The organism is Paracoccus sp. KR1-242 (assembly GCF_049446195.1).
GTDB lineage: Bacteria > Pseudomonadota > Alphaproteobacteria > Rhodobacterales > Rhodobacteraceae > Paracoccus > Paracoccus broussonetiae.
The window spans coordinates 23,099-44,276 of record NZ_JBMSED010000015.1 but is presented as its reverse complement, the minus strand read 5'-3'; the positions used below and the strand labels follow the sequence as shown (position 1 = coordinate 44,276).

Below are 21,178 nucleotides of genomic sequence, written 5' to 3'. Positions count from 1 at the left end.
CAAGGCGGCGGGGGGGTGCAAGAGCCTTTTTCGAAATTTCTTGTGGGCAAGTTTGAGGACGTTTAATCGCCCCATCATGGAACATGTCGACACCCTTATCCTTGGCGCTGGCGCAGCCGGACTTTTCTGTGCCGGATCGATTCTGGAACTGGCGAAGAGCCCCGAAAAGCCGCGTGTGCTGGTCATCGATCACGCGCGCGCGCCGGGCGAGAAGATCAGGATCTCGGGCGGTGGGCGGTGCAATTTTACCAACCTTGCGACCGGGCGGGACCGGTTCCTTTCCCAAAATCCGCGGTTCTGCGCCTCGGCACTTGCCGGATATCCGGCGTCGGAATTCGTCGCGATGGTCGATCGGCACGGAATCGCGTGGCACGAGAAGACTTTGGGTCAGCTTTTCTGTGACGAATCTGCGCGCCAGATCATCGACATGCTGCTGAACCGGATGCGGGGCGCCCAATTGTGGCTGGAGACTGCGATCAACGCTGTCGAGCCGCGCAACGGTGGCTATCTGGTCGCGACCAGTCGCGGTCCCGTCCAGGTCCGCAACGTCGTCGTGGCAACGGGGGGAAAGTCCATTCCAAAGATGGGTGCGACCGGATTCGGCTATGACCTGGCGCGCCAGTTCGGTTTGCGCCTGATCGAACCGCGCGCGGCGCTGGTCCCGTTGACCTTTGCCGAGCAGGACCTCGACCTGTGCCGTCCATTGGCTGGTGTCTCGGTTGAAGCCGAGGTCAGCCATGGCGAGGGACGCTCGGCGACCCGGTTCCGTGACGGGCTGCTTTTCACGCATCGGGGCCTTTCCGGGCCGGCTATCCTGCAGATCTCAAGCTTCTGGAAGCCGGGCGACGACATACTGGTTGATCTTGCCCCAGGGCGAAACACGGCCGAAGAGCTGAAGACACAGCGCGGTCAGGGCGGGCGTATTGCGGTTGGGACCGCATTGGCCCGGATCCTGCCCGCAAGGCTGGCCGATGCGATCACGACAGAATTGCGTCTTGATGGTGCGAGATTGGCAGACCAGCCCAATCCGAGGATCGAAAGCCTGTCCCAGCGTGTTCACCGCTGGCGCCTGCGGCCGGTCGGCTCCGAGGGGTGGCGCACGGCAGAAGTCACATTGGGCGGGGTCGATTGCCGCGATCTGGACGCGCGGGACATGCAGGCCCGCAGCCAGCCGGGGCTGTATTTCATCGGTGAGGTCGTGGACGTCACCGGCTGGCTTGGCGGATACAATTTCCAATGGGCCTGGGCATCGGCCCATGCCGCGGCCAAGGGGATCGTCTCGGCCGCGGTATCGAGTGCTGCTGCGGACTGACGCCTCAGCCCATCACCGGATCGGATTTGGCCAGCGCATCGAACCGCATCAGGGATTCGATCAGCGCGGGCATCCGGTCCAGATGGATCATGTTCGGACCGTCCGAGGGCGCGTGGTCGGGGTCCTGGTGCGTCTCGATAAAGACGCCCGCGACCCCCAGCGAGACTGCGGCACGTGCCATCACGGGTGCGAATTCGCGCTGTCCGCCGGATGATCCGCCCTGTCCGCCCGGCTGCTGGACGGAATGGGTGGCGTCCATGATGACCGGCCAGCCCGTCCGCGCCATGATAGGAAGGCTGCGCATGTCGGCCACAAGGGTGTTGTAGCCAAAGCTTGCGCCGCGCTCGGTCAGCATGATCCGGTCATTGCCGGTCGAGGCAACCTTGTCCGCGACGTTCGGCATGTCCCAGGGGGCTAGGAACTGCCCCTTCTTGATGTTCACAGCCGCCCCGCTTTCACCCGCGGCCAGCAGAAGGTCGGTCTGGCGGCACAGGAAGGCCGGGATCTGGACCACATCCACGACCGCCCCGGCCGCACGGGCCTGAGGGATGTCGTGGATGTCGGTCAGCACCGGGCAACCGATGCGGTTGCGGACCTCTTCCAGCATCCGCAGTCCTTCCTCCATCCCGACACCGCGCCTGCCGGACAGCGAGGTACGGTTTGCCTTGTCGTAGCTGGCCTTGAAGACAAAGCCGGCACCGGCCTTGGCAGCGGCCTTTGCGACCGTCTCCGCGATCATCAGCGCGTGGTCCAGCGTTTCAAGCTGGCAGGGACCGGCGATCAGCCCAAGGGGCAGATCGTTGCCGAAAGTGACATTGCGGATTTTGACATGGTTCATGTGGACACCTGTTCACGCAGGATCGATGCAGTGAGGGACAGCATCAGGTAGATGCCGGAGAAAATCAGAAAGGCCACGATCGTGTTCTGGAAGGCCTTGGGATAGGTCGCCTCATCCGGGGCGACGGGGGCCACGGACAGCGAAAGATAACGGACCTGCTTGTTCGCCTCGATCCGTGCGGTTTCCATCTGCGCGGCGGCCGCGGCCAGAAGCTGCTGGCGCGTCACGAGATCGGATTCCGCGATCCGGATCTGCCCCGAGATCGTCGCCAGAGAGCCGCGGGTGTTGTTGCCCTCAGTCAGCTGGCTGCGGGTTTCGGTCAGCATCTGTTCAAGCCGCTCGATATCGCCCTGCACACCGTTGACGCGGCTGCGATTGGGACGTGCGTTGGCCTGAAGCTGCCCCAGTTCCAGTTTCTTCTGGGCAAGCTGACGCTCAAGCTCGGTGACGTGACCCATGATGACGCTACCTTCCGCCACGGGGTCAAGGACGCCAAGACGCTCTTGCAGTTGCTGCACCTGGGTCTGCGCTTCCTTTACCTTGGCTTCCGCGGTGGCATAGCTTTCTATTGCGCCCTTCATCTGGTCTTCGCGCAGGCGGGCAGTCATCTGGTCGACCTGGCCTTCGGCATATTTGATGAGTGCGACCGAGAAGTCCTGGCTGAGTTTCGGATCGGGCGCGACCACCTCCATGTTGATGACGCCTTCGGTCGGGTCGTAGCCGATTTTCACCGAGTTCTTGTACAGCTTGTAGGTCTGTTCATAGCTGGCATCCTGCGCAAGCCGCAGCAACGGATCGATCGACGTGCTCTGGAACGCCTGGCGGAAGCCCTGCTCCCTATCGAGACGCATCATTGCGTCGCGCGATGTCAGATAGCTTTGCACCGAAACAGAATCCGTGTTGGTCGCAAGCTGCGTTCCGCTGAACAGGCTGCCAAGGCTGCCCGCATTGCTTTGGTCGGCTTGCTGAATCTGGAATTGCGAATTGGTGGCGTAAAGCGGCGTGGCGAAATTGAAGTAATAGATACCCGCGCAAATCGTCGGGATCAGCACGAAGGCGAAAAGCCGGGCCGCCAGCATGGTCAGCTTGCGCCGCCTGCGACGCGCGATGTCCTTCTGGATGCGCATGATCTCGGCGGCGCGCTTGTCTTCGGTCAGCGCTTCACGCGAGGGCAGTTTGGGACTGCCGCCGCCGGGGGGAAGAGGCACGATCTCGGTCCCGCGGCGCTTCAGCGCGCCGGGTTTCTGCGCGGGAACCGGCATGCCCGCCTTTCCCTGAGGTTGCGCCTGCGGCTGGCCGGACAGGATCTGTCCCACGGCCGCGCGGTGGAATGGGTCGATGCCCCGTTCGCGCAGGACCACCACGGCTTCCTGATCGGAAGCCACGTCGATTTCATGCATGGCGGCGATGCGGCGCGCCATGCGCAATTGCCGCGCGGTCAAATTCTCGGCCTGGACGGCGGCGATGCGATCCTCGATCCCCGAAGCAGGGGCTGCCTCGGCCCGGGGACTCGCGCCGGGGAAACGCATGTCGCCAAAGCCGTCGTCTTCCTCATCCGGTGCAAAAAGACGCGAGGGATCAGCGGCAACCTGCTGCTTTGCGTCCTCGCGACTCCGGACCTCGACCTGCACCTTGCGGGCGGTCTCGACCGATCCGGAACCACGGGTGACCGCCAGAATGGATTCCTCGCGGCTGACGCGATAAACGCGCGCCTTAGGCGGTGTAGTCATAATATTGCTTTGCCTCTTCGAGGGTTTCAAACTGATAAAGCTTCCCGTCGCGCAGAACCGCGGCTGAGCTGCAGAACTTCTCGATGGTCCGGGCCTGGTGCGACACGACAACGACGGTCGAGGACTTCAGCCGGTCAAACAGGACCGAACCCGCCTTGCGGTTGAATTCCACGTCCGTCGTGGCGGGCATCCCTTCGTCGATCAGGTAAATGTCGAACTCCAATGCCAGCATCAGCGAAAAGGTGAAGCGCGACTTCATGCCCGAGCTGTAGGTCCCGACCGGCATGTCGAAATATTCCTTGATATCGGTCAGCCAGCGGCAGAACGCCTCGACATAGTCGGGATCCAGCCCATAGATACGGGCGATGTAGCGGGCATTTTCATTCGCGCTGAGCGAACTGGTGACGCCACCCATGAAACCCAGCGGGAACGAGACGCGGCAGGTCGTGCGGATCGTGCCCTCATCGGGCTTTTCCAGCCCGCACATCATGTTGATCAGGGTGGTCTTGCCCGTTCCGTTCGGGGCAAGGATGCCCACGGACCTGCCAAGCTCGACCCGGAAAGACGCCTGATCGAGGATCACCTTGCGCTGCTTGCCGGTCCAGAACGATTTGGAGACATTGTCGAATTCGATCATCTGGTGTCCAGAATGCCAGTCTGCGACGTTGCGGGCCGCAGGGCAGGGCGTTTGCATCATTGATCGTGCCGGCGACCGTGCGGCCGCAGCAACAAGCGGGACAATAGGCGCGCGTGATGCGGCTGTCCACAGTCTGGGGCAAGTCGCTGGCCCCTTCGTGATCGCCAAGGCCCTTCCAACATCACTTTCACGGCATATTTTCCGGGACATGACACTGATTAACCAGATCCGGAACTGTCGGCTTTGTGCGCCCCGCTTTGCTGCGACCGCGACGCGGCACGCGCCCCGCCCGGTGGTGTGGTTCCGGCCGGGTGCTCCGATCCTGATTGCGGGGCAGGCGCCGGGAATGCGGGTTCATCTTGCGGGCAAGCCATTCGCCGACCGTTCCGGGGATCGGCTGCGGGACTGGACCGGCATCAATGAAGACATCTTCTATGACCGTTCACGGGTCGCGGTCGTGCCGATGGCGTTTTGCTTTCCCGGATATGACGCCAGGGGCGCGGATCTGCCGCCACCGCCGATTTGTTCGGCCACATGGCACGAACGGGTCATGGAACAGCTTTCCCCAAGGCTTCTGATTCTGGTCGGGGGCCATGCGCAGCGCTGGCACCTTGGCTCCGCCGCAAAGGGCGGCGTGACCGAAACGGTGCGGCGTTGGCGGGACCATGCACCGGTGATCTTTCCCTTGCCTCATCCGTCGTGGCGAAATACCGGCTGGCTGAAACGCAATCCCTGGTTCGAGGCCGAGCTGCTGCCAGAGCTGCGCCACGCCGTAGACCAAATCCTGAGAGAGACCGATGACACCTCTGGACCTGCTTTGCCCGATCCCCTTCCATGAGGCCGATCCGGCCCGGCGCGCGCGCATCCTGTCGCGGCTGGCCGATACCGAGCTTTTCGCGGCCTTGATCGAGGAGCCCGCGGATGACCGCGCCGAGCTTCGGATATTTCCGCTTGAGGATGGTCCCGCGGCGCTGGCTTGCGATGCAGAAGACCGCCTGGCGGATTTCATCGGCGGACCCGTCGCCTATGTTGCATTGCCGGGGCGTGTCCTCGCGGCAGCGCTGGTGACGGAAAATCGCGGTCTTCTGGTCAATCCCGGACAGCCGTCGCAAATGCTGCTGGATGCGGACGCACTGGCTTGGCTGGGTCGGGCATTGCTGGCTGAACCAAGCCTGGCCCCGGACGAGGCGCCGCGTCGCATCCAGCCGCCGCGGACTGCCGTCGTCCAGGCGCTGGCCGAGCCGATCTCGCTTCGGCTGGGGGATATGGTCGGGTTGGTTGAGTCCGCGGCGCTTGTTCAAGCGGAGTGGGCGGATGGCCGCGGCAATCACACCCTGATTCTGAAGGGTGTTGATGATTCGCGCCGCCCCGCCGTTGCCAAGGCCTTTGCCGAGTTGTTCGCCTTTCTGCCCGAGGTCGACGGTGGGATTGATCTGGCATTTTCGGACGCCGAGCATTCGCGGGACGCGCTGGTTCTGGTTCCTCCGGCTCCCGAGGAACCGCAGCCCGCGCCCAAGCGCGATCCGAACGCCCCGCCCAGGCTTCGCTGAGTCGGGCCGTCCTGAAACGCAAAAACCCGCCCCAAAGGGCGGGTCTTAGCGTGATCGCACAAACGTGTCCGTTTGTGATCAGGCGCCCCAGTGCCGCAGCGGACCACAGTCCATGTGCACGAAATTAGAGCGCGAGTATTTGCCGACGCCACCTGCCTGGCAGGCAGAAGCAGCCTTGTACATCTGCGAGACCGAACGCGATTTCAGGCGCAGGTCAGCAGCCTTGCCCACCATGTGCAGCGAGTTGCGCGCCACCCCCGACGACCGCGAACGGAGCATCGCATTGGTCTGGGGCGAGCGATAGCCCGACAGCATCATGTAGGGTTCGTTGGTCTGCAGCAGCCGGTGCGAGGCTGCGGCAATATCGACGGTGCGCGGGTCGATCCCGATCACCTGGCCCGTGCGCCAATCGCGCATGAACACGTTGATTTCATTCAAGGCGTCGCGGATGTACTTTCCATCGACCCAGTAGACCGTGTCGATGCTTTCCCCGGTGCGTCCCGAATACATGCGGACGCGACGAACATCGCCGGCGCCCCTCATGAGACCGAAGGCATTGGCCATAACCGGCGCTGCTGCCACCGTCGTCGCCGCGAACACACCAAGGATGCCGCGACGCGAGATAGTTTCAAACGTCATGTCAGATCGCCTGTCCTGCTTCGTTTGTTTTACCGGGCTTTCCCGGCTATCCCGATCTAGTCGGAACTGATTAACAATATGTCACCAGCCCGCGAGCCGAGGGAAGCATTTGATTCCGCAGCCAGCGGACATCCGCCATTTTCGGCAAGATTCCGCCTACGTCAAAGTTAAATCGGAACCCGTTCCGTAACTTATCTGACGGGCGTGTTCCGGCCGCATCAGCCCGAGACAAATCGGCCACAGGCGCTGGACCCCATCCTCGGCCGGTGGCAGGAGAACAGGAAGGAAACTGGGGATAAGTTCAAGGCCATGGCCTCGCGGTTGATTCGTTCTAAGGTTGCAATCGTCCTTCTGGCGTTCGCCGGGGCGATGCAGACAGCGCCGGTTCTGGCGCAAGGGCTTGAAGCGGCTGCGATTGCCGCGCTGCCTGCACCCCGGCTGGTCTTTTCGGACGATGAAATGGCGCTTGCGGATGCGGTCTCGGGGAATCCGGGACTGGCCGATTTCTATGGCTCGAACAGCCTGAAGCCGATCTTCCAGGGAGAGGCTGGAGCCATTCGCCGCCACGCCCTGATCGCCGCGGTGGGGCAGGCGGGCGCGCATGGTCTGCCCGCGCAACGGTACAACCCCGCCGCGCTGGCCGAGATCGACGCGAAGGGCGGTCAGGGACTTGAGGGGGAACTTGCCTTTGCCCGCGCCTTTGCACGCTGGACGCATGACATGACCGGCGGGTTGCTGGAGCCGACCAAAGTCGACCCGGCGATCAAGCGCAGCGTCAAGCGGCCCCCAACCGGTGAGTTGATGCGGCAATTCGCCGCCAGCGCCGATCCTGCCGCCTATCTGGCGGGCCTCGCGCCCCAGAATCGCCCCTATCTTGCGCTTCAGGCCGCGCTGGCGCGCATGTCAAAGCTTTCGGCTCCACCCGGCACGCCCCGCGTCCCCGAAGCGATGCTGCGTCCGGGCGAGGTCGACCCCACGGTGCCCTTGCTGCGCAACCGGTTGGCCGCGATCGGGTTCGCCGCGGCGCCCGAAGGGGCACAGGAGCAGTTCGATGCGCCCTTGGCCAGCGCCGTTGCAGCCTTCCAGGCCGAGGCGGGGCTGCCCGCGGACGGCATTGCCGGGCCGCGCACGATTGCCCGCCTCAACCGCGGCGTCGGTCCCGAGGCGACGGCCATTCTGGTCGCGCTGGAACGGATGCGCTGGATGCAGGATCAGGATTTGTCCATCCGCCATGTCTGGGTGAACCTGCCCACATTCAACGCGGCGATCGTCGAAAATGGCGAGCCGGTCTTTTCGACGCGGGTCGTGATCGGCAAAGCGGATGATACGCTGGAGACCCCGGAATTCACCGAGGACATGAAGTATGTCGTGGTGAACCCGCGCTGGAACGTGCCGCGTTCGATCACGATCAAGGAGTACCTGCCGCGGCTCAAGGCGAACAGGAACGCGGTCAGCCATTTGGACGTGGTTGACCGTGCGGGGAACGTGATCCCGCGCGACCGCATCGATTTCAGCCGCTATACGGCCGCCAACTTTCCCTATCGGATGCGTCAGAAGCCCAGCGATGACAATGCCTTGGGGATCGTGAAGTTCATGTTCCCCAATCCCTGGAACATCTATCTGCACGACACCCCAACCAAGCACCTGTTCAACCAGTCGAGCCGCGCCTATTCGCATGGCTGCATTCGTGTCGCCCGACCGGTCGAACTGGCGCATGAGTTGCTGAAAGGCGAATTCTCGAACCCCGAGGCGACCTTCTCGAAGGCGCTGAACTCGGGCCGCGAATCCTATTTGACGCTGAACGGGCACCTGCCGGTTCATCTGGTCTATTTCACCGCGTTCCCGGATGAGAACGGCGATATCCGCCGTTATCCCGACATCTATGGCCGCGATGCCGAGGTTCAGGCGGCGCTTGCGAAGGCGGGACTCGACAGCAGTCTGGATTCTGGAGCGCGCTCCAACTAGATCATCCCCAGGAAAAGGGGAGCGCTATGACTTTGACCATCGCCGAACTGGCCCGGGCGCTGGACGCCCGGCTTTGGGGAGACGGCACCCTTGTCGTGCGGGGGGCAGCCGAGGCGGGAGAGGCCGAGGAAGGCCAGATCTCGCTGGCGACCAACCCGAAATTCGCCGAGCGGCTCAAACCCGGTGGCATGGCCATGCTGGCCGAGGACATGGATCCCGAGGCGCTTGGGCTGAAGGCCGCGATCCTCGTCGGGCGTCCGCGCCTTGCCATGGCCGGCTTGACCCGGACCTTCGACCGCGGGCCGGAACTGGCGCCGGGGATCCACCCCAGCGCCATCATTGATCCCAGCGCCGAAATCGGCGAAGGCGCGGCGATCGGTCCCTATGTTGTGATCGGCGCCCGTGTCAGGATCGGGCCCAATGCACGCATCTCGTCCCATGTCAGCATCGGCCGGGACACGGTCATCGGGCGGGACGCGACGCTGCATCCGGGCGCGCGGGTCGCGCATGAGGTCATCATCGGCGACCGCGTGATTCTGCACCCCGGTTCTTCGGTCGGCGCTGACGGCTTTTCGTTCGTCACCCCCGAGAAATCCGGGGTCGAAGAGATCCGTCACACGCTGGGCGAACGGCACGAAATCCGCGAACAGCACTGGACGCGCATCCATTCGTTGGGCTGGGTCGAACTGGGTGACGATGTCGAGCTTGGGGCGAATGCCACCATCGACCGGGGCACGATCCGCGCCACGCGTATCGGACGCGGCACCAAGATCGACAACCTCGTGCAGGTGGGCCACAACTGCATCGTGGGCGAGGATTGCATGCTGTGCGGTCAGGTCGGGGTCGCAGGCTCGGCCCGGATCGGGAACCGCGTGGTTCTGGGTGGACAGGTCGGCGTGTCCGACAACATCTTCGTCGGCGATGACGTCATTGCGGGCGGCTCGACCAAGATCTTCACCAATGCCCCGGCGGGACGCGTGCTGCTGGGCAGCCCGGCCGTGAAGATGGAAACCCAGGTCGAGGCGCAAAAGAACATCCGTCGGCTGCCGCGGCTTTACGCGCAGGTGGCAGAGCTTCGCGAAACTGTTAAGAAACTGATGGAAAAGCGATCTGACGACGGCACCGCGCAGGAAAGTCGCACAGAAGACAAGGGCTGAATGGAGGCCGAGATGACTGAAGTCCGTGACCGTATCATCCAGATCATCGCCGATCAGGCCATGCTGGACCCTGCCGAGCTGAAGCCCGAGATGTCGCCGCAGGATATCGGGATCGACAGCATGGGACTGGTAGAGTCGATTTTCGCGCTTGAAGAAGAATTCGACATCTCGGTTCCGTTCAACGCCAACGAGCCCGAGAAATCCGACTTCGATATCTCCACCCTTGGCTCGATCATCGCGGCGGTGGAAAAGCTGGTCGCTGAAAAGGCATGAACGCCAAGAAAAGCAAGGGCGAAAAGCCCGCGAAATCAGATGGCAAGACGGTGAAGGTCAAGGGAAAGGTGAAGTCCGCCACCACCCGCGCCCGCGCCATGCTGGGTCGCGTCATCATGGGGCGCCACGCCAACGGGCTTCGTCGCGTCGCGATCACCGGCATGGGCACGGTGAACGCGCTGGGGCGGGACGTACCCTCGACCTTCGAGGCGATGCGCGAGGGGCGCTGCGGCATCGGGCCGCTTGATTTCCGTGACGTCGATCGCCTTGCCGTCAGGATCGGTGGGCAGGTCCGCGACTGGGAGCCGGAGACTTACTTCAACCGGCAGCAGATCGTCCTTTACGACAAGTTCACGCAATTCACCCTGCTTGCCGCGCGCGAGGCTGTGGGCCAGTCCGGCCTGGTTTTCGACGGAGAGCTTGGGCTGCGCGCCGGCGTCGTGCTTGGCACTGCCGCGGGTGGCATGAACACCTGGGACGAGAATTACCGCACGGTTTATGAGGAAGGGAAGAACCGCGTTCATCCCTTTGTCGTTCCGAAGCTGATGAACAATGCCGCGGCCTCGCATCTCAGTATGGAGTACGGGCTGATGGGGCCCAGCTTCACGGTCGCCACGGCGTGCGCCAGTTCGAACCACGCCATGGGCATGGCTTTCAACATGGTGCGCTCGGGTGCGGCCACCGTCATGCTGACCGGTGGCTCCGAGGCAATGCTGTGCTTTGGCGGCGTCAAGGCCTGGGAAGGGCTGCGCGTCATGTCCAAGGACGCCTGCCGCCCGTTCTCGGCGACCCGCAATGGGATGGTGCAAGGCGAGGGCGCGGGTGTCTTTGTCTTTGAGGATTGGGAACATGCGGTGGCCCGCGGTGCCGATATCCTTGCCGAGGTCGTTGGCTTCTCGATGTCGGCGGATGCGCAAGACATCGTCATGCCCTCGGCCATCGGGGCAGAGCGTACCATAACCGGCGCGATGCTTGACGCGCATATGCGACCCGAGGAATTCGGCTATATCAACGCCCACGGCACCGGCACGGCCGCGAATGACAAGACCGAATGCGCCGCCGTCGCCCATGCTTTCGGGCACCATGCCGACAGGCTGATGATCTCGTCGACCAAATCCATGCACGGGCATCTGATCGGGGGCACCGGCGCGGTCGAGCTTCTGGCCTGCATCATGGCGCTGCGGGACGGCATCATCGCACCCACGATCGGCTATGAAGAGCCGGACCCGGAATGCGCGCTGGACGTGGTGCCGAATGAAGCGCGTGAGGCGAAGGTCGGCGCGGTCCTGTCTAACGCCTTCGCCTTTGGTGGCCTGAATGCGGTGATCGCGCTGCGCAAGGCGTGAAGCCCTCCTGATGGGTTGCACCCCGGACCGCTTCGTCTAGGATCTGCCCGATTTTGGGCAAGGGTGCGTGATGTCTGACCAATCCGTCCTGCGGGACTCGGCGCTGCGGCGGGAATTCTGGCTGGGACTGGGCTGGATGGGTCTCAGCATGAGTTCGTTCATCGGCATGTCCGTCGGCTCGCGAGAGCTGGCGGCGACGTTGTCGATCCGGCAGGTCCTGTTCTTCCGCGCGCTGGTCGGGCTTTTCGTCATTGCGCTGTTCCTGCCGCGGCTTTGGCTCGAACTCAGCCAGATGCGCCAGATGCGTCTGCATCTGACGCGGAATGTGGTCCATTTCACGGCGCAGTATTTCTGGACGATCGGTGTCGTCCTGCTGCCCTTGGCCTCGGTCTTCGCGCTGGAATTCACCATGCCGATCTGGGTGGCCTTCTTCGCCTGGGCTTTGCTGGGTGAGAAGCTGACACGGGCGAGGCTGCTCGCGAACATTGGCGGCTTCATCGGTGTCCTGGTAATCGTCCGGCCGGGGTTCGGCATTGTCGATCCTGCTGCGGGCTTGGTCCTGTTGGCGGCGATGGGCTACGGACTGTCTCTCGTTTTGGTCAAACGGCTGACGCGAACGAATTCGCCCGGAGTCATCGTCGCCTGGATGATCCTGATCCAATTGCCGCTGGGATTTGCCGCGGCGCTGACAGACTGGCGGCCCGTGGCCTGGACGGACCTGCCCTGGATGGTGGTCGCCGGGGCAGGGGCGCTCAGCGCGCATTTCTGCATGGCACAGGCGCTGAGGCGACTGGATGCCTCGATCGTCATGCCTGTCGACTTCCTCCGCGTGCCCCTGGCAGCGATCGTGGGCTACCTGCTCTATGCAGAGATGATCGATCTTTGGGTTTTCATGGGTGCGGCCATCATCCTGCTTTCGAACCTTCATGCCGTCCGGGCCGAGCGCAGGCGCGCGCCCGCCTAGGGCGGCAGGGCTTTTCTCCCTGACCACAATCGCCTATCTGCAGGGGGCAAGCGAAGGAAGGCACCCATGGCCAAGATTACCTATATCGAGCATAACGGCACCCCCCACGAGATCGACGTGAAACCCGGCATGACGGTGATGGAGGGTGCGCGCGACAATGGCGTTCCCGGCATTGATGCGGATTGCGGCGGCGCATGTGCCTGTTCGACCTGCCACGTCTATGTCGCTCAGGAATGGGTCGACCGCCTTCCGGCCAAGGACCCGATGGAAGAGGATATGCTGGATTTCGCCTTTGAACCGGATCCCGTCCGCTCGCGCCTGACCTGCCAGATCAAGGTGACCGAGGAATTGGACGGCCTGGTCGTCAACCTGCCCGAACGGCAGATCTGATCCGCGTAAAATAGCTTAGCTGCGGACAAGGTCAGCAGGACTTCTGACCTTGTTTGCAGGGGGCGCGTTTGCCGCCATGACCATGTCAAGGAAGTGGTTAAACATGTCCGTTGCGATCCGCTGCGTCGGCCGGGGATCGTCCTTGATCCAGGGGTCCGAGGCACGCGATACGAAGACGGTGTTCGCACCTTTGATCAGGCAGTGCAGCAGAATCAGGATTGCGTCGATGTCGCTGTCCGGGCGCAAAAGTCCCAAATCGCGCATTTCGACAAGCTTGCGGTGGAAAAGATCCCGCATAGATGTCGTATAACGATGCAGTGTGCTGTCGGGCGCCATCGGGCGGTTCAGACCTTCGACTATCAGCCCGAAAAGCGCCGGGTTTCCGATGGCCCATTCCGTATAGCTGTGCCCAAGCGAGCGAAGCTGCGCATCCGGTTTCTCGATCCCGGAATCAAGGACACCGTGCCGCAACTCGTCATTCAGCAGCACCACACCTTGATAGATCAGCCCTTCGCGCAGATCGTCGATCGAGTTGAAGATGTTAAGAACCTCAGCTTCGTCGATCTCCGCCATCTCGGCCAGTTCTGCAAGCGAGTCGGGCAGGGTGCCCTGCACGCCCAGTTTGTGCTGTGCTGCCAATATCAACTTTTGGTAAATGTTGCCCCGGGATGGCATCGGATACCCCTGAAAACGCAACATTAATGCTAACACAGTTCCGTTCTGACGGAACTGTGTTTTTCTGATGCCTAGGACGTTTGGTCGTCAGGCTTCGGCGCGCGACTGGCGCTTGCGCTCGTGCGGATCAAGGTAGCGCTTGCGCAGGCGGATGTTCTTGGGCGTCACTTCGACCAGCTCGTCATCGTCGATATAGGCGATGGCCTCTTCCAGCGACATCCGGACCGGCGGGGTCAGGCGAACCGCCTCGTCCGTACCCGAGGCGCGGACGTTGGTCAGCTTCTTGCCCTTGAGCGGGTTCACCTCAAGGTCATTGTCCCGCGAATGCTCGCCGATGACCATGCCCTGATACAGCTGCTCCTGCGCGCCAATGAACATCTTGCCGCGTTCTTCCAGGTTCCACAGCGCATAGGCCACCGAAACGCCGTCCTCCATCGAGATCAGCACACCCTGGCGCCGACCCTGGATCGGGCCTTTGTAGGGGGCCCAGGAGTGGAAGATGCGGTTCAGAACGCCGTTACCGCGCGTGTCGGTCATGAACTCGCCCTGATAGCCGATCAGCCCGCGCGAGGGGACGTGAGCGACGATCCGGGTTTTGCCGTGGCCGGCGGGTTTCATCTCGACCAGGTCGCCCTTGCGGGTGCCGGTCAGCTTGTCGATGACCGCGCCGGTATATTCGTCATCCACGTCGATGATGGCTTCTTCGATCGGCTCGTGGCGAACGCCGTCGATGTCCTGATAGATCACGCGCGGGCGCGAGATCGACAGTTCGAACCCTTCGCGGCGCATGTTTTCGATCAGCACGCCCATCTGCAGTTCGCCGCGGCCCGAGACGATGAATGCGTCGCCGCCGGGAGTGTCCTCGACCTTGATCGCGACATTGGTTTCGGCTTCTTTCATCAGGCGCTCGCGGATGACGCGCGACTGAACCTTGTTGCCATCACGGCCAGCCAGAGGGCTGTCGTTGATGCCGAAAGTGACGCTGATGGTCGGCGGGTCGATCGGCTGTGCGGGCAGGGCGGCCTCGACTTCAAGCGCAGCCAGCGTGTCGGCCACAGTGGCTTTCGACATGCCGGCGATGCTGACGATGTCGCCTGCGACGGCCTCGTCGATCGGCGTCTGCGTCAGGCCGCGGAACGCCAGCACCTTGCTGATGCGGAACTGTTCGATCCGCTCGCCGTCGCGCGACAGCGCCTTGATGGTGTCGCCGGCCTTGGCGCGGCCAGCCTCGACACGGCCGGTCAGGATGCGGCCGATGAACGGGTCCGAACCCAGTGTGGTGGCCAGCATCTGGAAGGGTTCATCCTGACGGGCGACCTGTTTCGGCGCCTCGACATGGCGCAGGACCAGATCGAACAGCGCCGACATGTCCTTGCGGTCGCCCTCCAGCGTCTCATCGGCCCAGCCGCCAATACCCGAGGCGTAAAGATGCGGGAAATCAAGCTGTTCGTCAGTCGCGCCAAGGTTCGCGAACAGATCGAAAACCTGGTCAAGCGCCTGGTCAGGCTCGGCGGCGGGCTTGTCGACCTTGTTCAGCACGACGATCGGCTTCAGACCCAGGGCCAGCGCCTTCGAGGTCACGAACTTGGTCTGGGGCATCGGGCCTTCGGCCGCATCCACTAGCAGGCAGACGCCATCGACCATGGACAGGATCCGCTCGACCTCGCCACCGAAATCGGCGTGGCCGGGGGTGTCGACGATGTTGATGCGGGTGCCTTTCCATTCGACCGAGGTCGCCTTGGCAAGGATCGTGATGCCGCGCTCGCGTTCGATATCGTTGCTGTCCATCGCGCGTTCGGCGACGGCCTGATTTTCGCGGAACGACCCAGACTGCTTCAGCAGCTGGTCGACAAGGGTTGTCTTGCCGTGGTCAACGTGGGCGATGATCGCAATATTGCGGATGTCCATGAGTGCTGGCCTTTGAATGAGTTGCGGCCCCCCTAGCGCAAGGGGGGCCGAAACACCAGTCTCAATCTGGATCCGGGGGCGTATCAGCGCCCCGACGCGGCGATCGAGTCGATCAGGGGGCGCACGCCCGACAGGTCATAGCCTGCCTGTGCCGCAGTTTCGAGCAGCTCTGCCGTGGGTTGATGACCGGCGCGGGTCAGTGCCCAAAGTACGGTCGAGCGGTTACCAGAGCGGCAATAGGCGATCTTGCGGCCGGGCAGGGCCAGTGCCTCGGCCTGGGCATCGACCATGTCGGGGGTCACCTGGCCGGGAACAAAGGGGATCTCGCGATATTCCATCCCGGCAGCCTCGGCCGCGGCCTTCATCGCCAGGCTGTCTTCGTCGGGACCGACCTCGGCATCGGGCCGGTTGTTGATCAGGACGCGAAAACCCTCGGCCGCCAGTGCTGCAAGTTCCTCGGGGCGGATCTGGGGCGAGACCGAAAGTTCGGGGGTAAGTTGGCGCAGGTCCATGATGGGCTCCTTAGGTTCGGCCTTGGCAATCGGATGGAAGACGGATCGCCACCTTTGGCCCGTCTGTCAAGCGCCTCCCACATCCGGGATCAGGTAACCGGGACGTTCTCCTCGACCAGCAACGGCAGTTGCGCGAAATCGTCGAAACGACCAGTGTGCTGCATGTCCTCGATCCCGGACTTGCGATATCCCAGCGTAAACAGAAGGAACGGCACCCCTGCATTCGCAGCGCATTCGGCGTCGAACTCGCTATCCCCGACATAGACGCCGCGGGGGCGGTCGGGACTGGCCCCAAGGCCGCGGAAGGCTGCCCAAAGCGGTGCGGGATCGGGCTTCTTCTGAGGCAGGGAATCGCCGCAGACGATCGCGCCGAATAGTCGCGTCAGTCCGAAATGGTCCAGAATTGCCATGGTAGGACCGGTCGGCTTGTTCGTGCAAAGACCCAGCGGGTAACCCCGATCGGCCAAAACCCCAAGGCTTTCCGCGACATTCGGATAAAGCCGGGTCAGCGCCGTCGCCTCGTGATAGCGGACCATGAACGACGCGACCAGATCGCGATGGGCCTCGACCGGCAGATCCGTAGCGGCGATAACGCGTCGCCACAGCAGATCAACGCCGCCGCCGATGAAGCTGCGCACCTGATCCAAGGTCAACGGCGCCGTGTGCTGGGCACGCAACACGGCGTTCACGGCGGCGTGGATATCGGGGGCGCTGTCGATCAGGGTGCCGTCAAGATCGAAGACGACCGGACAGGGCGCAAGGCAGGTATTCATCAGCTTCTCCATTTGATCGAGCAGCCCATCGAGGCGATCTGCTCTTGCGGGCCGTGCCCGGTTTCAGCGATCTGGGCCATCGCCTCGTAAAGCTCGCGCCGGGCCAGCGGATCACCAGCATTCCGGCCCGAACTGTCCAGCCGCCCGCGATACTGCAGTTCCAGCGCGGCGTTGTAGCCAAAGAAGTCCGGCGTGCATTGCGCGTCATAGGCGCGGGCAACCTGTTGGCTTTCGTCGTAGAGATAGGGAAAGGTGAAGCCGTGCTTTCGCGCCAGTTCTTTCATCTGCTCGGGACCGTCCTGTGGATAAGTCTCGACGTCATTGGCGGAAATCGCGACGACCCCGATGCCCAGTTCCCGCAAGCCGGCTGCGTCGCGCTGGATGCGGTCGATGATTGCTTGCACATAGGGACAGTGGTTGCAGATGAACATCACGAGCGTCCCGCGCGGTCCAGCGACATCCTGCAGGCTGAATACCTTTCCATCCGGGTCCGACAAAGCGAAGTCCGGCGCCCGAAGGCCAAAATCGCAGACAGGTGTGCTGACCGCCATGTGACAACCTTTGCTGGCTTCCCGAATTCTTCCGTAACATGCAAAGCCAGCCGATGCCGACAGGTTCGATACACATTTTCGGCCAAAGTATGAAAGCGGAGGGCGATTTTTACACGATTTCAGATCGTTGCAGCACTATAAATATAACATAATACCAATTATTCAGCATTCACGTTGCCCCCTCGCGCTGCTCCCTGATTGGGAAAATCAATCCTGCTTCCATCCCGTTTCCGACACCTGAGTAACCTCGACACCTTATCAAGTCGCAAAATGAGCGCCTTCGTGATCGCCTGGTGAATTTTCGCTGCAAGCGCATCCTGTGGGATCAACGCGGAATATCTTGCAATTAAGGAGGAATTCCCGAAGCCATCAGCCTGACGCATAGCTGCAATGACCTTTATCCGCCTCCACATGCTGCGATGCGGCATCTATGTTGGTAGCGCAAACATAAGGATGAACACGATGCATAGCGCAGCTCTTTCCGGTCTTGGCCGCAACCACGTTTCTTCGAAATCCGGCCACTCCCTTACCCGTCGCGTCAAGGCGTTCTTCGTTGCGCGCCGCGAACAGCGCCAAGTGTTTGACCAGCTGAACATGTCGACCGACCGCGAACTGGCCGACATGGGCCTGAGCCGCTTCGACATTTCGCAGATTGCGACTGTTTCCGGCCGTCAGGCGGCAGAAAAATACCTCGCGGGCTGATCGCCCGCAGGCATCTGGCAGGTCGGGCGGAATTATTCCGGCCCCTGCCCGAAAGTCGAACTTTCGCATTTCACCAACTGGCATTAGCGTCGGCGCGTATCGTCACCTTTCAGTCGCCAGGTTTCATCGGTCATGGATAAGGTCAAGGTCGTCATTTGCGTCCCAAACCTTCATGGCGGAGGTGCCGAGCGTGTTGCCCTGCAACTGGCGCGCGGCTTGGACCCGCAGCATTTCGATGCGCGGCTTTATGTCCATGAACGCCAGGGCAGCCTGCTGGGCATGATTTCGCCCGAAATGCAGGTGACATTTCAGAACGACAAGCCCTATCGCCGCAACCAACTGCCGGGAAATTTCCTTGGCAGCCTTGATCAGGCCCGTGATGCGGATGTCGTGGTCGGTGCGAACGAAGGTCGTGCTTCGGCGCTGGCGCTGGTCGCCGGGCGATTGCTGGGCAAACCGGTGGCGCTGTGGCTGCACACGGACTGGGCCCGGTTCTCGCAACGTGTCAGTTGGCGGCAGCGGCTGGCGCTTAGGCTATATCGCCATGCCAGTGCCGTCGTCGCCTGCTCGGATGGGGCGGCGCGTTCCTTTGCGGGCATGTTTCCCAAAATTCCCCTTCGAACTATTTCCAATGGCATTCCGGTCGCGCAGGTTCGGCGGCTGGCCGAAGAACCCCTGCCACCCGAAGATCAGGCGCTGTTCACCGATCCGGTCGTTGTCACTGTCGGTCGGCTGGATCACCCCAAGGCCCATGATCTGCTGATCGCGGCCCATGCGCAGCTGCGCGAGGGCGGCCATTGGCACCGGCTGGTGATCCTGGGCGAAGGTCCCTTGCGCGGCGCGCTGGAGGATCAGGCGCGCGAGCTTGGCGTTGCCGACAGCGTTCATTTCCTGGGCTTCCAAAGCAATCCCTATCGCTACATGCGCCATGCCACGGTCTTCGCGCTGTCCTCGCGCTACGAAGGCTTTGGCCTTGTCCTGGCCGAGGCGCTGGCTTGCGGCCTGCCGGTCGTCTCGGCCGATTGTCCCTCGGGTCCGCGCGAGGTGCTGGACGGCGGCCGCTTTGGCATCCTGGTCGCACACGAGAACGCAGCGGAACTGGCGGCCGGGATCGGCGCGCTTCTGGCTGATCCCGAAAGACGCAAGGAACTGGTCCGCATTTCTGGGGAACGCGCGCAAGACTATGATATTTCCACCATGGTCGATGGCTGGAGCAGGCTGCTGCAAGAGCTTGCCCGGCCCCCTGCCCGCTGATCCCACGATCCGCATTGCCGTGCTCTGGCCGATCTTGCGGCGCGCCGACGCTTCACCTACATCTTCATCAACTACCGAAAGGACCTGCTATGGCAATGGAAGCCCAGGACATCGAAGCGCTGATCCGTGCAGCCTTCCCCCAGGCCAGGATCACGATCACGGATCTGGCCGGCGACGGAAACCATTATTCGGCCGAGGTGATCGACGAAAGCTTCCGTGGGCTGAACCGGGTCCAGCAGCAGCGCGCCGTCTACGCCGCGCTTCAGGGTCGGATGGACGGCCCGCAAGGAGAGCTTCACGCCCTGGCCCTGACGACCAAGGCCCCCGAATAAGGTTTGTCAGCGCCCTTGGCCGCGTGGCCCGGCGCCCATGATACGGAAGGAAGTGCCAGATGACGGATGCACGTCAGAAAATTCAGGAAACCATTGATGGCACGGATGTCGTGCTGTTCATGAAAGGCTCCAAGGAAATGCCGCAATGCGGGTTTTCCAGCCGCGTTGCAGGCGTCCTGAACTATATGAATGTCGACTATCGTGATGTCGACGTGCTGAAGGACGCGGATATCCGGCAGGGGATCAAGGACTTCTCCGACTGGCCGACCATTCCGCAGCTTTACGTCAAGGGCGAATTCGTCGGTGGTTGCGACATTGTGACCGAGATGACCCTTTCAGGCGAGCTGGACCAGCTGTTCGACAAGGCGGGTGTTTCCTATGACAAGGATGCCGCCAACAAGATCCGCGAAGCGAACGCCTGATCCTTTGCATCCAGGCAATCGAAAAAAGCCCCGCGGTTTGCGGGGCTTTTGCTTTCTTGGTGATCGGCAGGTAGTCGGAATGGGCTTAATCAGGATCCTCGTCGCGATGTCGCCAATCCTGAAACCTGCCGGCCAAGGTCACGCCCACCGCCAGCGCCCCCAACAGCGGAGCAACGGTTCCAGCCCTTGATCCGGGACGATCCGAGGACCCGTTCATCGCGCCGAAACCCATCCTGCGGGCCGTGGTTTCGCCCGCGCGGCGGGCCGCGCCGTAAAGCCTTGCTTCGGCCTGATCGGCGGCGCGGTTCGCCCGGTATCCCAGGTCGTCAGTGACCGAGTGAACCTTTTGTTCGGCAAGATCCAACACCGCCGTCGCCTTGGCCGAAGCGCGGTCCAGCGCTTCATCCGCAGCAGTCGAAGCCCTTTCAAGCGCGGTATTTGCCAGCAGGTTAAGCTGCTGCTCGACCTCGCTTTTCAACTCGTCGGTGGTTGGCACCGGATGGCGTTCGACCCGCGCGATCAGCAGGACCAGAATACCCACCGCGAACAGGACGCCGCCGATCGCGATGGATGCGGCCATGGATCCCCAGCCCAGGTGGTGGGCCAGATAGGTCCACAAGGCGGCAAGCAGGAATCCCCCGCCAAGGATCAGAAGAACCCCTGCCCCCGCCACCAGCCCTGTCCGACGAACCTTGTCCGACAGGGCCAGTTGCATATTCCTGGTATAGGCGAACATCCGGGATCAGCGGCGCGCGATGATCAGGCCAAGCAGGAAGCCGACGCCCGCCGCGATGCCAAGGGCCTGGCCGGGGTTCCGCCGAACCATCCCTGACAGATCGTCATAATAGTCCTCGGCATAGCCCGCGACCTCTCCGGCGCGACGCTCGCCTTCGCGATAAAGCCGACGCGCCTCGTCACGGGCCTGCCCGGCATATTCCTGGCCGCGGTTGCGGGCCTGGTCGACATATTCGGCACCGCGCTTGCGGGCGGTATCGACGAACTCGGCACCTTTATCGCGCACATTCTCGTAAAGTTCGGCGCCGCGCTGCTTGGCGGTGTCCAAAGCCTCGGCGGCCTCTTCTCCGGCGCGGCGCGCTTCGCGAGCGGCATCTTGCGCGGCACGACGCGCTTCGGCCTTCAGGTCACCGGTCGAGTCCTGATTGGTCATGAGACTGTCCTTTCATGGTCCAATTGCTGTCGGGGTCTCAACGCGGCGACCGGCCAATCGTTCCAACAATGGCAGCGGCG

Annotated in this window: 24 protein-coding genes; 13 read left to right on the top strand and 11 right to left on the bottom strand. The window is 62.7% G+C overall.

Annotated features, from left to right (window positions below):
* Positions 1–76: 76 nt before the first annotated feature.
* Positions 77–1,312 carry an NAD(P)/FAD-dependent oxidoreductase gene (locus ACO2Q4_RS20510; RefSeq protein ID WP_423321590.1) on the top strand — a complete coding sequence of 412 codons (1,236 nt, stop codon included), beginning with the start codon at positions 77–79 and terminating at the stop codon, positions 1,310–1,312.
* Positions 1,313–1,316: 4 nt separating this feature from the next.
* On the opposite strand, the gene kdsA is transcribed toward ACO2Q4_RS20510, so the two are convergent.
* The 3 genes from kdsA to ACO2Q4_RS20495 are packed head-to-tail and all read right to left on the bottom strand — an operon-like array spanning position 1,317 to position 4,517.
* The gene (kdsA, locus tag ACO2Q4_RS20505) at positions 1,317–2,150 is read right to left on the bottom strand and encodes a 3-deoxy-8-phosphooctulonate synthase (protein ID WP_395133446.1); all 834 of its coding nucleotides are present in this window, start codon (positions 2,148–2,150) and stop codon (positions 1,317–1,319) included.
* Positions 2,147–3,880 (bottom strand): capsule biosynthesis protein, encoded by a 1,734-nt coding sequence (locus ACO2Q4_RS20500; RefSeq protein WP_423321587.1) that lies wholly within the window; start codon positions 3,878–3,880, stop codon positions 2,147–2,149. Before ACO2Q4_RS20500 ends, kdsA begins: the two co-directional genes overlap by 4 nt.
* On the bottom strand, positions 3,864–4,517 hold the full coding sequence (locus ACO2Q4_RS20495) for an ABC transporter ATP-binding protein (protein ID WP_311760441.1): 654 nt from the start codon (positions 4,515–4,517) through the stop codon (positions 3,864–3,866). Before ACO2Q4_RS20495 ends, ACO2Q4_RS20500 begins: the two co-directional genes overlap by 17 nt.
* A 208-nt stretch (positions 4,518–4,725) precedes the next feature.
* On the opposite strand from ACO2Q4_RS20495, the gene ACO2Q4_RS20490 reads away from it, so the two are divergent.
* Both ACO2Q4_RS20490 and ACO2Q4_RS20485 read left to right on the top strand, forming a co-directional pair.
* A complete protein-coding gene (locus tag ACO2Q4_RS20490) occupies positions 4,726–5,355 on the top strand; it encodes a uracil-DNA glycosylase family protein (RefSeq protein WP_423321585.1) in 630 nt (209 codons plus the stop codon).
* On the top strand, positions 5,315–6,067 hold the full coding sequence (locus ACO2Q4_RS20485; RefSeq protein ID WP_423321583.1) for an SseB family protein: 753 nt from the start codon (positions 5,315–5,317) through the stop codon (positions 6,065–6,067). Before ACO2Q4_RS20490 ends, ACO2Q4_RS20485 begins: the two co-directional genes overlap by 41 nt.
* A 78-nt stretch (positions 6,068–6,145) precedes the next feature.
* Here the strand turns inward: ACO2Q4_RS20485 and ACO2Q4_RS20480 are convergent, their stop codons facing one another.
* Positions 6,146–6,706, bottom strand: coding sequence for a YcbK family protein (locus ACO2Q4_RS20480; RefSeq protein WP_395133454.1), 561 nt, complete (start codon positions 6,704–6,706; stop codon positions 6,146–6,148).
* Between the two features lie 369 nt (positions 6,707–7,075).
* On the opposite strand from ACO2Q4_RS20480, the gene ACO2Q4_RS20475 reads away from it, so the two are divergent.
* The 6 genes from ACO2Q4_RS20475 to ACO2Q4_RS20450 all read left to right on the top strand — a co-directional run bounded on the left by ACO2Q4_RS20475 (position 7,076) and on the right by ACO2Q4_RS20450 (position 12,801).
* The gene (locus ACO2Q4_RS20475) at positions 7,076–8,671 is read left to right on the top strand and encodes a L,D-transpeptidase family protein (RefSeq protein ID WP_423321580.1); all 1,596 of its coding nucleotides are present in this window, start codon (positions 7,076–7,078) and stop codon (positions 8,669–8,671) included.
* Between the two features lie 26 nt (positions 8,672–8,697).
* Complete coding sequence (gene lpxD, locus ACO2Q4_RS20470; protein ID WP_395133458.1) at positions 8,698–9,828, top strand: UDP-3-O-(3-hydroxymyristoyl)glucosamine N-acyltransferase; 1,131 nt, start codon at positions 8,698–8,700, stop codon at positions 9,826–9,828.
* A 12-nt stretch (positions 9,829–9,840) separates the two neighbouring features.
* Complete coding sequence (locus ACO2Q4_RS20465; RefSeq protein WP_423321578.1) at positions 9,841–10,101, top strand: acyl carrier protein; 261 nt, start codon at positions 9,841–9,843, stop codon at positions 10,099–10,101.
* Between the two features lie 116 nt (positions 10,102–10,217).
* The gene (locus ACO2Q4_RS20460) at positions 10,218–11,447 is read left to right on the top strand and encodes a beta-ketoacyl-[acyl-carrier-protein] synthase family protein (RefSeq protein WP_423321697.1); all 1,230 of its coding nucleotides are present in this window, start codon (positions 10,218–10,220) and stop codon (positions 11,445–11,447) included.
* Positions 11,448–11,517: 70 nt separating this feature from the next.
* A complete protein-coding gene (locus tag ACO2Q4_RS20455; protein WP_423321576.1) occupies positions 11,518–12,411 on the top strand; it encodes a DMT family transporter in 894 nt (297 codons plus the stop codon).
* Between the two features lie 66 nt (positions 12,412–12,477).
* Positions 12,478–12,801 carry a 2Fe-2S iron-sulfur cluster-binding protein gene (locus ACO2Q4_RS20450; RefSeq protein WP_311760450.1) on the top strand — a complete coding sequence of 108 codons (324 nt, stop codon included), beginning with the start codon at positions 12,478–12,480 and terminating at the stop codon, positions 12,799–12,801.
* A gap of 15 nt (positions 12,802–12,816) precedes the next feature.
* On the opposite strand, the gene ACO2Q4_RS20445 is transcribed toward ACO2Q4_RS20450, so the two are convergent.
* The 5 genes from ACO2Q4_RS20445 to ACO2Q4_RS20425 all read right to left on the bottom strand — a co-directional run bounded on the left by ACO2Q4_RS20445 (position 12,817) and on the right by ACO2Q4_RS20425 (position 17,220).
* A complete protein-coding gene (locus ACO2Q4_RS20445) occupies positions 12,817–13,440 on the bottom strand; it encodes a TetR/AcrR family transcriptional regulator (RefSeq protein ID WP_311760451.1) in 624 nt (207 codons plus the stop codon).
* A 123-nt stretch (positions 13,441–13,563) separates the two neighbouring features.
* A complete protein-coding gene (gene typA, locus ACO2Q4_RS20440; RefSeq protein WP_311760452.1) occupies positions 13,564–15,384 on the bottom strand; it encodes a translational GTPase TypA in 1,821 nt (606 codons plus the stop codon).
* An 83-nt stretch (positions 15,385–15,467) separates the two neighbouring features.
* Positions 15,468–15,896 (bottom strand): TIGR01244 family sulfur transferase, encoded by a 429-nt coding sequence (locus tag ACO2Q4_RS20435; protein ID WP_311760453.1) that lies wholly within the window; start codon positions 15,894–15,896, stop codon positions 15,468–15,470.
* An 89-nt stretch (positions 15,897–15,985) separates the two neighbouring features.
* Positions 15,986–16,669 (bottom strand): phosphoglycolate phosphatase, encoded by a 684-nt coding sequence (gph, locus tag ACO2Q4_RS20430; RefSeq protein ID WP_311760454.1) that lies wholly within the window; start codon positions 16,667–16,669, stop codon positions 15,986–15,988.
* Entirely contained in the window at positions 16,669–17,220 is a 552-nt protein-coding gene (locus ACO2Q4_RS20425; protein ID WP_311760455.1) for a thioredoxin family protein, read from the bottom strand. The genes gph and ACO2Q4_RS20425 overlap by 1 nt, the downstream gene beginning before the upstream one ends.
* 390 nt (positions 17,221–17,610) lie before the next feature.
* Here ACO2Q4_RS20425 and ACO2Q4_RS20420 point away from each other — a divergent pair, with 390 nt between their 5' ends.
* The 4 genes from ACO2Q4_RS20420 (at position 17,611) to grxD (ending at position 19,930) form a co-directional block, all read left to right on the top strand.
* Positions 17,611–17,922, top strand: coding sequence for a DUF1127 domain-containing protein (locus tag ACO2Q4_RS20420; RefSeq protein ID WP_423321572.1), 312 nt, complete (start codon positions 17,611–17,613; stop codon positions 17,920–17,922).
* Between the two features lie 132 nt (positions 17,923–18,054).
* Positions 18,055–19,176 carry a glycosyltransferase gene (locus tag ACO2Q4_RS20415; protein ID WP_423321570.1) on the top strand — a complete coding sequence of 374 codons (1,122 nt, stop codon included), beginning with the start codon at positions 18,055–18,057 and terminating at the stop codon, positions 19,174–19,176.
* 89 nt (positions 19,177–19,265) lie between these two features.
* On the top strand, positions 19,266–19,508 hold the full coding sequence (locus ACO2Q4_RS20410; protein ID WP_311760458.1) for a BolA/IbaG family iron-sulfur metabolism protein: 243 nt from the start codon (positions 19,266–19,268) through the stop codon (positions 19,506–19,508).
* A 59-nt stretch (positions 19,509–19,567) separates the two neighbouring features.
* Complete coding sequence (gene grxD / locus ACO2Q4_RS20405; protein ID WP_311760459.1) at positions 19,568–19,930, top strand: Grx4 family monothiol glutaredoxin; 363 nt, start codon at positions 19,568–19,570, stop codon at positions 19,928–19,930.
* An 85-nt stretch (positions 19,931–20,015) separates the two neighbouring features.
* Here the strand turns inward: grxD and ACO2Q4_RS20400 are convergent, their stop codons facing one another.
* On the bottom strand, positions 20,016–20,666 hold the full coding sequence (locus tag ACO2Q4_RS20400) for a phage holin family protein (protein ID WP_423321568.1): 651 nt from the start codon (positions 20,664–20,666) through the stop codon (positions 20,016–20,018).
* 6 nt (positions 20,667–20,672) lie between these two features.
* Positions 20,673–21,098: a DUF883 family protein gene (locus ACO2Q4_RS20395; RefSeq protein WP_311760461.1), complete on the bottom strand. Its 426-nt coding sequence runs from the start codon at positions 21,096–21,098 to the stop codon at positions 20,673–20,675.
* Between the last annotated feature and the right edge of the window lie 80 nt (positions 21,099–21,178).